The organism is Alphaproteobacteria bacterium, assembly GCA_018662925.1.
Lineage (GTDB): Bacteria > Pseudomonadota > Alphaproteobacteria > 16-39-46 > JABJFC01 > JABJFC01.
The window spans coordinates 1-11,505 of record JABJFC010000077.1 but is presented as its reverse complement, the minus strand read 5'-3'; the positions used below and the strand labels follow the sequence as shown (position 1 = coordinate 11,505).

The following is an 11,505-nucleotide window of genomic DNA, read 5'->3' as shown; positions in this document are numbered from 1 at the left end:
CTATCTTTTGGCAAAACTCTCCAAACAAAATAAGTCCTGAATTCGACGTTAACGTTTCTTTGCTTGATTTTAGTGAAAATGATGCTGGCTTCATAATAATATTTCTTAAGAAGGGGTTACGTTTTCACCTAAAGAGTGTAACCCTTTTTCTCTCCTTTTCCAGCTATTTCCTCGTACTCAGAGCTTTTTTGTTTCTCTATCTCGGATCTAGGGATAATTAGAAGTTACTGGGATAGCTTGAGCAACCGTTACCAATTCATATGGGGGTTTCCCCCGGTAAAATACAAAAATTTGACAGCCCGCACAAAACCTGTCATAAGGACGCCAGAGTTTGATAAACGCTCTCTATGAGATAGAGCTTACAGAAAAAGTATCCTTCGATAAAAAGGATACGTGGACTTCACTCTTTTTCCGCAAAGTTCAAATTTATAGATTAACGCCGTTTTAGGCTTAAATTAGTAACCGTGCATGGTGGCAAAAGCCTTTGTGCACTTAAAACATGACATGAAGGAAAAAGAATGAAAAGTTTTGAAGGCTTTGGCCTTTCCGAGACCTTAACTAGGTCGCTCTCGAAAATTGGGTTTAAAACGCCAACCCCTATTCAAGAAAAAGCTATCCCACTCGCCTTACAAGGTTCAGATATTCTGGGATCCGCTCAAACAGGAACGGGGAAAACTGCAGCGTTTAGTATTCCCCTCGTAGAATCACTCCTCAACAATGGACGAGGAACGGCCCTTGTAATGACACCCACACGGGAACTTGCCAAGCAGGTTCTAGACGCTATTCAAGAGCTACTTGGTCCTAAAAGCCCCCTCAAGACGGCTTTTTTGATAGGTGGAGAGCCTATGGGCAAACAGTTCAACCAACTGAGACAACGTCCGCGCATTGTTGTGGGAACTCCTGGGCGCATAAATGACCATTTGGAACGCGGGACCTTGATGCTCAACAATGCTGGTTTTCTTGTTCTGGATGAAACAGACCGTATGCTGGATATGGGATTCGGTGTGCAAATTGATAGAATCCTAAAGTTTCTACCAGCCAAAAGGCAGACCCTTATGTTTTCGGCAACCCTGCCAAAGACAATCGTCCAACTTTCAGGGAAATATTTGAAGGATCCTAAGCGCGTTTCTATAGGCGCCACCAATGCCGTTGCCCAGAACATCAAACACAGCGTTATTCGGCTAGAGCAGGGACAGAAATATAAAGAGCTGCTCAGCCAATTACATGAACGCAACGGATCAGTCATTATCTTTGTGAAGACAAAACGCGGCACAGAAAGAATGGCTAAAAATCTCTCACGAGATGATTTTAAAGCAGATGCTCTGCACGGAGACTTAAAGCAAAATAAGCGCAGCAAAGTGATGAACAGTTTCCGGAATCAAAAATTCAGAATTCTAGTCGCCACAGATATCGCAGCACGAGGTCTAGATGTGCCCCACATCGAGCATGTGGTCAACTATGACCTGCCACAAGTGGCGGAAGATTATATTCACCGCATGGGCAGAACAGCCCGCGCAGGTGCAGAAGGCTCTGCTCTATGCTTTGTTTCTCAACAAGATGGTTCCAAATGGCGTGCCATCGAATGCTTGCTGGATCCCTCCAAGAAAAACGCTTTCCCCGAAAAGAGAAGAAATACCCAGGAAAAAGGCCCCCGCAAAAATTCCGATAAGAAAAGATTCAGCAAGAGACCTTCGTCCAAGAACTTTGGCAAAAGCCAAGAAAGCGGAAAAAGCTACAGCCACAGCAAAAGCCAAGAAAGCGGCAACAATCGCGGTGACGGAAAGAACCACAGCAGCGGAAAGAGCCAAAGCAATGGTAAAAGCTACAGCCTCGGTAAAAACCAAGAGAGCAGCAACAGCCGCGGTGACGGAAAGAACCACAGCAGCGGAAAGAGCCAAAGCAATGGTAAAAGCTACAGCAGTGGTAAAAGCCACAGCGACGGAAAGAGCCAAAGCGACGGAAAGAACCACAGCCACAAAAAAAACAGCGGCAAAAACTATGGTAAAAGCAACAAACCCATATCAGGAAATTTTGTTGCTCGATCGAAAAAGAAAAGAGTTAAAGGCCAGGTCAATCGCAAAGCCGCTTAGATTAGCAACCAAATCATTTTCCTGACCTTATTTGATCAGATTCCTAATGGGTAAGAAACCGTCTTTGATAGTATCATATGATACTATCATCGTACGAGTCGAAAACAGTCCTTTAATATGAGGCCGTCCTTATAAGATGTTCGAGAAACGCATTCTATAATCTTAGAATATTTACCGGGCCAAAATTAGATATTACACCAAATTAAGCTCAATAAATTTTACAGTATTAAGACAACCTGAGTCTCAATTTTGACAGAAAAAAATACATTATGAAACCTGAAATGGCTCCCCGGGACGGGCTCGAACCGCCGACCCAGTGATTAACAGTCACGGAATCTATATGTATCCCTATACCTTTTTAAGTGTATAAAATTAAATATTTCAATTAGTTATCTTAATAACATGTTGTGTCTTTATATCTAAAAACCTACCCGAATCTTGTTCTATTGCTTCCGGATTGCTTCCGTTTTTAATTTCTAGTAAACTAAATTTCATTGTGAACGATCGTAACATTTTAAGGAGATGATATGGATGAAAGTAAGAAGCTTTTAAAAAGATATGTTGAAAGTATCTCTCCCCACAAAAGCAAAGAAATTCTCGTTTGGGATTCTGAGCTTAAAGGGTTTGGTTTAAGGATATTCCCAACAGGACGCAAAACCTATTTTGTACAATACCGAAACCAATCTGCTCGTACACGCCGAAAGAAAATAGGAGTCCATGGTTCAATTACTGCTGAGTTAGCCCGAGAGGAGGCAAAAAAAACATTAGGTGACGTGGCAAAAGGTAGAGACCCATCAAGAGAAAGAAAAGAAAGAATCTCTATTCCAACAATTAGAGATCTAGCGCACGAGTATCTAGAAAACTACGCAAAGCCAAACAAAAGAGAAGAAAGCTGTAAAATTGATAAGAGGATGATAGAAAATTTTATTCTGCCCCGGTGGCAAGACAATAAAATCGATGAAATTTCCAGTCATGATGTGCAACTTTTGCACAACAGCCTTAAAGAGACTCCATATGCAGCAAATCGCTTGAGAGCATTGTTAAGTAAAATGTATAATTTGGCTATACAGTGGCAATGGGCAAAGGAAAATCCGGTAAATGGTGTGCAAAAATATCAGGAATATAAGCGTACGCGATGGTTAAATGATGAAGAATTGGAACGTTTGTGGAAGGTTTTGAATACCTATCACAATCAAACTGTTTCTAACATCGTGAGAGTTTTACTTTTAACCGGAGCGAGAGTTGGAGAGGTCTTAGGAGCAAGTTGGGAACAGATTGATTTAGATAAGGGTGTCTGGACTAAGCCAGCCCACACAACGAAACAGAAAAGAATGGAATATTTGCCTTTATCCCCACAGGCACACACACTTCTTAAGGAGATGAGAAAAGAAACTCATGGGGAATATTTGTTTCCAGGAAAGGTAGAAGGGCGACCACTACAAACCATAAAAAAAGCGTGGAATACAATTCGAAATAGGGCAAATATTCCTAATGTTAGAATACATGATTTGCGACACACCCATGCGTCTCATTTGGTTTCGAGTGGTTTAAGTTTGAGTATTGTAGGCAAGTTATTGGGACATACCCAAGCTTCGACCACTCAGCGGTATGCCCATTTAGCAGATGAGCCGTTGAGACAGGCAGCCTCTGTTTTTGGTGAAAAAATTTCACAAATTGAAGGCATTGAAGGCGGTAAACAACCTAAAATAGAAGATTAAACAGATCAGTTATATTCGCACATATAAAGTTATTTAATCATTAGCCCCGACAACTGCTTCCCTCTCTACAAGCAATCGCTGCGGAAACCATCCTTCCGTGCATACTTCATCAATCAGGAGTTGAATAGATAAGGCGTGCATCATTGGAACACCAAATGCAACCCTTTGCTCACAAAATTCTGTTTGCTTCAGCTAAAACCATTAAATTCTATTCTCAACATCCTAAACCGCATACTCCATTAACCATCAACCTTTCATCACAATTTCTTGATTGCTCCAAGGCAACTACATCTACAAATTAGAAGGCAGCATATAAATATTTACAGTTGACAAAGCACCAATAATGAATTTTTATTGTTTAAATAAAAAGTATTAAACGTTTATACTTATATATACTTTAATAGAGCTGTATAGAAGAATATATAACTTTATAGACGTTTATAGATTTTCGTAGAAATTGATATAACAAAAGCATACATGAGGCTTATGAATGGAAACGAACCTTATTACAGCTAAGAAATTAGCCAGAAGATGGGGCATAAAACCATCAACTCTTAGTCAATGGAGCTGGAACGGTAAAGGTCCTAAATACCTCAAGCTAGGTGGCAGAATTCTCTACCGAATTATGGATATAGCCTCTTTTGAAGAGATGCAGCTTCGTAAAAACACAACTGGAGGAGCTAGAAATTTATGCATGGGCTTGCTACCACTAAACCTAGAATCAAGGACAGACCTCTTATGTTCCTTCGTGTGCCAAAATAACGATCCAGCTGCCTTGACGTCACATGTTGATGTTTTTTTAATTGGGAACGGATTGCGAACTGAGAAGGTTTTAGTCTCAAGACGTAGTGACATACATAATCCAGCAAAACGGCAAAACAAAAATAGGAAAAAACACCAACCTGCAAGTTTTCATAAAACAAACCAACGACTACAGCTATGCTCGCCGATACTAGCACGATGGATTTGCGAAGGACAAAAGGACGATGATTTGATGGGGGTGAAGATTTTGTCATATTTAATCCTCTTTTTTTCACTTTACCAAAACTACACTATTTATCAAATAAAAAGGAGGATTTATGAGAATTAGCAATCACTTCACCCGCGGCGGACAATTATCTTTGCACCGATTACGTATGTTTAAGCAAATAATCTTCTCAACAGTTCTTATTACAATTTTGTGTATCAGCCTTTTTTTGGATATCAGACTTACAGAAACACGTCTTCTTATGAGTGGTATTTGCTCAAAGAAAGTCTTTATGCAGAGTTGTTATTGAACATGAGTTTTGGAAGTGAAGAAAAGGTAACGCAGGATTTTAAATATCAAGATGGCAGAGTAGGACAAGTGCGATCTCAGGATCTTGTCCGAAATCTTTATATGCAACGATCTATCGATCGTCTTGAAATCACTCTCAAACAAAATCTAGTATTTGGGGTTTTGTTTGGTTTATTGAGTGCATTTTTAACCATCTTCTTTTTTATTTTTAGAGGATACACACAATCGATAAAGAAAGTTAATAGGGGACAGAAACTCGTGTCTGTTAAAGACTTGAGAAAACTTCTACTTAAGGGAAAAGCAGCCTCAGACTTGTCTTTAGATAAGCTCCCTTTGGTTAAAGATAAAGAAACGTCTCATATGATGGTCACTGGCACCACTGGTTCCGGTAAATCCAATTGTTTTAATACCCTTCTTCCTCAAATTCGAGAACGAGGAGATAGAGCTATTATTGTGGATTTAACAGGTGATTATGTTTTGCGTTTTTATAACTCAGAGTGTGACACTATTTTAAATCCGTTTGACCAAAGATCTACCAACTGGTCTGTGTGGGATGAGTGCCAAACAGAAGCACAGTTTGATACTTTTGCAGAGGCTTTTGTAACTCACAAAAAATCTGTTCAAGATAGTTTCTGGGATAATGCGGGAAGAATAATTTTATCAACCGCTTTAAAAAAATTGAAGGAAGAGGGGGATTGTTCCGTACAAAACCTTTATGAGGTGTTGGTAAAATCGAGCCTGAAGGACTATAGCCAATTTTTTTTGGGAACAGAAGCCGCCCCTTTTACAGATGAAAAAGGGGATAAAACAACATTTTCAATTCGCTCTACGCTCGTCTCACAAATAGCTTGTTTAAAACATTTAGAAGAAAAATCAGATTTTTCTATCAGGCAATGGATTGAGGATGAAAGTGAGAGTGGGTGGTTGTTTTTAACAGCAAGGCCTGATCAGAGAAAAACCCTTAAACCTCTGATAACAGCATGGATGGATATAGCTATCAACGCATTGATGACCTTAGACCCTGATTCTCAAAGAAGATTATGGTTTATTGTGGATGAGCTCCCGGCACTTCAAAAACTACCTTCTCTTGAGGCAGCACTCGCGGAATCAAGAAAATATGGAGGGTGTTTAATGGCAGGAATTCAAAGTTTTCCCCAACTGATAAACATATACGGGCACTCTACGTCTCAAGCTCTCTTAGATCTTTTTAACACGAAAATCTTTTTTAGAAGCACAGATCCTAATACGACCAGTTGGATTTCCAATGTTCTTGGGGAGGCAGAAACGAAAGAAGTACAGGAAAATCTTTCTTATGGTTCTAATACCATGAGAGATGGGGTCTCATTGAGTCAGAATAATCTGAGTCGCCCTATCGTTTTGCCAACAGAGATCATGAGTCTGAAAGATCTAGAGTGTTATGTGAAACTGCCAGGGCAATACCCGGTTAGCAAGCTCGCTATGAATTATAAACCCAGTGTGAAAAATTCTAAAGCATTTGTTACAAAAGAAGAGAAGCCCAAAAAAGCTAAAATATCTCAGAAAATCATCTCTCAAGGAAAACATTCATTGAATCATGAAATGGGATAAAATATTGTATATGAAAATAGATACAGAAGGCTATTATAGATAAAGCGTGTAGTTGCATGATCTCTCTCTGAAATAGCCTGCGTCTCCATTATATATGCTGTACATCAAGGATTCCCAATCATATAAGAGCATATTGATTAGAACAGGTCTTGCAATGTAACAGAGTGATGAACGAGTTCTTCGGACCATCCGTTTTTTTTCAATCCAGAAACGGTAATCATTGTTAAAAATATTTGTTTGGGTGTTTTAATATTTTTTTCAAAAACTTCTTGTTTTTTCATTAAATTTTTGGCGTAAGACTTATCAATAATGAAAGGTTTAGATGAATATTTAATTTCACATAAAGTGATGGCATCATCATCACGATCTAAAAGTAGGTCAATTTGTGCACCATCTTCTTCCTTTCTATAGTTACCGTGATATCTCCAGTGGCTCACAAAACAACCACAGTTTTCAAGCCCAAGGGCATGAATTATTTTATCGACGTGTTTATAACAAATATTCTCAAAAGAATAGCCTGCCCAACTATACCACGCCGGAGATTTCGAAATTCGGGTCCAATAATCTGTCCCTTTTGGAAGTTCCTTCCCTTCTATTAAGTCCGCAATCCATTTAAAATAAAACAATATGTATTCATCTACGACCTTATAATAGTGATCTCTTTTTTTGCGCCCATAAGGCAAAAATCGTTGAATAAAGCCAGCAACAGCTAGTTCGTCAAGTCGTTCGGCAAGTCGGCCTCCTACTTTCTTTCCTACTTTCTGAGCTAGTTCTGAAAAAGAAATTCCGTAGTGTCGTTGAGCAATGACCTTGACAATTTGAAGATTGAGTTCAGCCGCTTCGAAAAGTGATCGAAACAGACGATGAAACTCACCGTATAGAACCCCATCCTTTTTAAAACACATATCATTAATATTTTGTGAAATTGATTTTGTAGGATCTAGATGATTGAGATAATATGGGATTCCACCCATTACCATGTACAAGTCTAGCACTTGCTTTTTTGACAGCTTAATTTTTTTCTTCTCAAGAAACATCTTTGTTTCAGAGAGGTTAAAAGGTTCCAAAAGCAGAGTTTTGGTTACACGATTATGCAGTCCTCCTTTAGCATTTATCAAATGAGAGATCATCCATGACGCTGCTGAACCACAAACAATTAATTTTACTTGAGGCAATTTACTCCACTGAGTGTTCCAGAAATAATCCAAATTTTGGAGGAGTTTGGACTTTCGTGTGGCAAGCCAGGGAAGTTCATCAAAAAATAAAATTATTTTCTTATTTTTATGCTTTATAATTTCCTGTGTAAGAAGCTCAAAGGCTTCCCTCCAGCTTTTAGGAGAACTTATGGGAATTCCTGGATAAAAGGTTGTTGAAAAGCTTTGGGTAAAATTGAGAAGTTGTGTTTTTAAATTACCATCTTTTGTTCCTGTACATTCAAGATAGACACCTTTTTGAGAGAGACACTGTTGGATTAGATAGGTTTTGCCAACTCTTCTTCTTCCATAAATAGCAACAAATTCTGCTTCTTTAGAGGAAAGCATTTTTTCAAGAATAGTTTGTTCTTTTTTTCGACCAATTAAATACATATCCATACCCTAGTTATTGCCGCTTATAGATAGTTTATATACGGCAAGTTCTATAATTTCAATATTATTATTGCCACTTATGTAATGTTTATAGATGGCAACAACGCAATCTTTAAGAATTTCAAAGGTTTCTAGGAGAGGAAGGCATTTCAAAGGTTTCAGAAATCTTTGGTGTTAGTAGAGTAAGCCTCATGCAATGGATAAGTGAGTTTGAAAAAGGAGGGGTTGAAGGCCTTAAACTGAAGCCCGGCAGAGGGCGTAAAAGCATTTTGAACGATGAGGAGGTTGCGACGGTAAAAACCTGCTTACAAGAAGACTTCAATCTCACAATTAAGGCAGTTAAACTAAAGATCGAGCAAGATTTTGGCAAGCAACTAGGCATGTCGGCGACCAATAATTTACTGAGAAAACTGAACTTCTCATACATTACTCCACGAGCGAAGCACTACAAACAAGACAAGAGTTTGCATAAAGAATTTAAAAAAAAATCTTAAAAAGCAGTTTGATGAAGATCCTGACAGGCTTCTTTACTTTTTTGACGAGTTTAGATTTGGTACCCACTCAAAACTAGGGCATGGGTGGTTTCCAAAAGGAAAAAGAATTCCAGTGAAAGTAAAGCTGGGGTTCCAAAACTTTTATCTGTATAGCGCTGTAAGTCCTCAGAATGGTGAAGATTTCACCATGATTCTACCGCTCGTAAACACTGTGTGCATGAACATCTTTTTGCAGCAAATGTCCCAACACCTTGGAAGCAAAAAGGCTTTGATTGTTATGGATTGTGCTAGTTGGCATAAATCTCAATCTTTATCCGTGCCTTCCAATATAAGCGTCATGCTTTTGCCTCCATATTCTCCTGAGCTGAATCCTGTCGAAAGACTTTGGCGGTATATCAAGCAAAACACCATTAAAAACAAGGTCTTTGATACCTTGGCGGCTCTGGAAATTGAAATCTCTGACTTTATTAATTCAATCCAACCTCAAACTCTCAAATCTCTTTGTTCCTTAAATTATTTGTAAGTTTATTTTGTGGAGTTGGTATAAGTTGCTTCTTTAGCTTTCTGAATATCATTAAAATACTTTATATTTTGATCATCTCTGAGATATTCTTGTTTGTTAATTCGAACACAATATCCTTCTCTGTTAAACCTCTCCCCTGACATGATCTCAAAATACTTCCCGTATACCAGATAGATATAATCATCAGAATATTTGGTCCAGAATGGGTAGTGTACCCACATATCTTTTTCAATTTCCATTCTTCTATCAGAAAAGAATCTCTCTTCATCTGAAAAATTTGGCTTTAACTTCTTTCTAGGAGGAAGTTTTTCATCGTATTTTCTTTTTTTATTATCAGAGGATGAATGTTCAACATATACATCTTCCGACGCAAGTCTTCCAAGATCTGTTTGATAAAAACTTTGAATAAAGTCTTTAGCTTTCGAACCTTCAAAAATGAGTGTGGCTTCATGTTTATGAGTATGATAGATCTCATCTCGAGCCGCACATAGCCAATTGAATGAACCCTCTCCTATGAGTTTGTCATCCATAATAATGGTCTTTGCATGAAGGTGAGGAAAGGTCTTCAATTTTAAATTTGAATAATTAAATAAATCTCCTAAATAGTCTCTATATCTCTTTTCATGGTCAGGCAAACATACAAAACAAACCGATACATTTCTTTCTAAAACGGTTGTGAGGAGGTTTCTTACAAAATCTCGTTGATAAGTATTAACTCCATCCCATGAAACAAAAGGAGAAAAAATAACGATTCTTTTTTTCGCGCGCTCAAAAATGTCCAAGAGTTTTCTTCTATGTTCCTCTATAACAGGTACATATGTAAGTGTGGATTCATCGTCCAAAACGTATTGCCTAGATAGTTGGTTGTCGGGATTGCGCTTGAATAAGTACGCTTTCCTATGGTTGGTTCTATTATATTCTCCAAATTCCTTATTTCTATAGTACTTCAAAACTTTCCATATATCATCTGTCATTCTACAGGCTTCGTCTCCCTCAAAAACAAGAGTACTATTGAACGAGCGATAGTGGACAGGGACTGTTAAATCGGAAAGCCAATTGAAAGACCCTACCATAACTAGTTTACTATCAACAGCAACGATTTTTGCATGTGTTTGTGTCCAAGCTGCATTGATACCATAGTTATGAAAATATTTTTCTACTTCAGAAGGAATTGGAGAATATCGGCTTTCTTTATCACTATAATTAAAACGAAAATAAACTTGTACGTTTCTATGACGTGCTTCAGGAATTATTGTTGTAAATAAAGGTGTTTTAAGAACAGAAGTATAAAGGTTTCCATAATTTGTGACTAAGACGGACTTTCCGGCACTTTTAAAGGCACTTTCTAATGCTCCAACATGTTCTTCATGGGTGGATAACCTATAAACTCTATTACGTTCTTCTGCTTCTTCCTCTCCTGCCAGAGCATCACTATAAATAAGAAGACTAAGAAACAAAGAAAGGAAAGAAAGAGAAAAATTATAAATTTTTATGCGAAGCATACTCTTTCCATTTTTATCTTGTTAAGCTGATGTTTAAAGCTATTTTGTAACTAAATTCACATGGAGGTGAACCCGTGTCAAGAACCAAGAATTTAATTCTCGTCAGCGCTCAATCCCTCTCGATAGCTCTTTCTCTTTTAACTGTTCTTGTGTCAGTTTAATCTGAGAGTGCATTTCTTGCTGTGTTCGCGTTTGCATTTCTTTCAGCTCGGCAGAATCTAGTATTTGTGGATTCCTTAAAATCTCCTTTGATTCTTGAAAACGTATATATTCCTTAATAACTTTTCTTTCATGGGAAGATATATGACCGTAAGTATCATCTAGTTGTTGAGCCCTTTCATGAGAATACAGAGCAACCTTTACGAATTGAGTTATCTGCTCTTCTGTTGGGGAGTAGGCGTATTTTTCTCTATGTTGAATAATAAGTGACGCTGTGTGCTTTGCTACATTAGGTGATAGATTTTGATTTTGTTCAAAACGCGTTGTGAGGATTTTCCAATCTTGTTGATTCTGTCCGAATTCCTTCTGAGCCGTTTTTGTAAACTTATAATAATTATGGTTCGATTTCTCTGATCTTAAACGGCTCTGTCGCGTTTGTTGTGCAGGGTCGTGGAGAGACAGAAGATTCCTTTCTTTCAGGCACATTACGTCATTAGAGCCGCAAAATTTTGGAAGGTGGATAGCACGGCATCAAGGTCTTTAATTTGTCCTTTCTGAATCATACGCACG

8 protein-coding genes and 1 pseudogene are annotated in these 11,505 nt (G+C 38.2%); 6 read left to right on the top strand and 3 right to left on the bottom strand.

The window, feature by feature from the left end; translation table 11 throughout:
* Window positions 1-518 precede the first annotated feature (518 nt).
* The 4 genes and pseudogenes from HOL16_06505 (at window position 519) to HOL16_06490 (ending at window position 6,671) form a co-directional block, all read left to right on the top strand.
* Window positions 519-2,090 (top strand): DEAD/DEAH box helicase, encoded by a 1,572-nt coding sequence (locus HOL16_06505; protein ID MBT5390334.1) that lies wholly within the window; start codon window positions 519-521, stop codon window positions 2,088-2,090.
* 527 nt (window positions 2,091-2,617) lie between these two features.
* On the top strand, window positions 2,618-3,808 hold the full coding sequence (locus tag HOL16_06500; protein ID MBT5390333.1) for a tyrosine-type recombinase/integrase: 1,191 nt from the start codon (window positions 2,618-2,620) through the stop codon (window positions 3,806-3,808).
* Between the two features lie 490 nt (window positions 3,809-4,298).
* Window positions 4,299-4,466, top strand: a pseudogene (locus tag HOL16_06495) (DNA-binding protein).
* A gap of 621 nt (window positions 4,467-5,087) precedes the next feature.
* Window positions 5,088-6,671 carry a type IV secretion system DNA-binding domain-containing protein gene (locus HOL16_06490; GenBank protein ID MBT5390332.1) on the top strand — a complete coding sequence of 528 codons (1,584 nt, stop codon included), beginning with the start codon at window positions 5,088-5,090 and terminating at the stop codon, window positions 6,669-6,671.
* Window positions 6,672-6,808: 137 nt separating this feature from the next.
* On the opposite strand, the gene HOL16_06485 is transcribed toward HOL16_06490, so the two are convergent.
* Window positions 6,809-8,257 (bottom strand): ATP-binding protein, encoded by a 1,449-nt coding sequence (locus tag HOL16_06485; protein MBT5390331.1) that lies wholly within the window; start codon window positions 8,255-8,257, stop codon window positions 6,809-6,811.
* A gap of 191 nt (window positions 8,258-8,448) precedes the next feature.
* On the opposite strand from HOL16_06485, the gene HOL16_06480 reads away from it, so the two are divergent.
* A complete protein-coding gene (locus HOL16_06480) occupies window positions 8,449-8,751 on the top strand; it encodes a hypothetical protein (GenBank protein MBT5390330.1) in 303 nt (100 codons plus the stop codon).
* Window positions 8,726-9,274 carry an IS630 family transposase gene (locus tag HOL16_06475; protein ID MBT5390329.1) on the top strand — a complete coding sequence of 183 codons (549 nt, stop codon included), beginning with the start codon at window positions 8,726-8,728 and terminating at the stop codon, window positions 9,272-9,274. Before HOL16_06480 ends, HOL16_06475 begins: the two co-directional genes overlap by 26 nt.
* Window positions 9,275-9,276: 2 nt before the next feature.
* Here the strand turns inward: HOL16_06475 and HOL16_06470 are convergent, their stop codons facing one another.
* Together HOL16_06470 and HOL16_06465 are read right to left on the bottom strand one after the other, a co-directional pair.
* A complete protein-coding gene (locus HOL16_06470) occupies window positions 9,277-10,776 on the bottom strand; it encodes a hypothetical protein (protein ID MBT5390328.1) in 1,500 nt (499 codons plus the stop codon).
* 102 nt (window positions 10,777-10,878) lie between these two features.
* Complete coding sequence (locus HOL16_06465; GenBank protein MBT5390327.1) at window positions 10,879-11,421, bottom strand: hypothetical protein; 543 nt, start codon at window positions 11,419-11,421, stop codon at window positions 10,879-10,881.
* Window positions 11,422-11,505 lie beyond the last annotated feature (84 nt).

What these genes read in the sequence shown, in the direction of transcription:
- HOL16_06490 (MBT5390332.1), top strand. Translation starts at nt 5,088, where the DNA reads ATGAGTTTTGGAAGTGAAGAAAAGGTAACGCAGGATTTTAAATATCAA.
- HOL16_06500 (MBT5390333.1), top strand. Translation starts at nt 2,618, where the DNA reads ATGGATGAAAGTAAGAAGCTTTTAAAAAGATATGTTGAAAGTATCTCT.
- HOL16_06480 (MBT5390330.1), top strand. Translation starts at nt 8,449, where the DNA reads ATGCAATGGATAAGTGAGTTTGAAAAAGGAGGGGTTGAAGGCCTTAAA.
- HOL16_06465 (MBT5390327.1), bottom strand. Translation starts at nt 11,421, where the DNA reads ATGTGCCTGAAAGAAAGGAATCTTCTGTCTCTCCACGACCCTGCACAA.
- HOL16_06470 (MBT5390328.1), bottom strand. Translation starts at nt 10,776, where the DNA reads ATGCTTCGCATAAAAATTTATAATTTTTCTCTTTCTTTCCTTTCTTTG.
- HOL16_06485 (MBT5390331.1), bottom strand. Translation starts at nt 8,257, where the DNA reads ATGTATTTAATTGGTCGAAAAAAAGAACAAACTATTCTTGAAAAAATG.
- HOL16_06505 (MBT5390334.1), top strand. Translation starts at nt 519, where the DNA reads ATGAAAAGTTTTGAAGGCTTTGGCCTTTCCGAGACCTTAACTAGGTCG.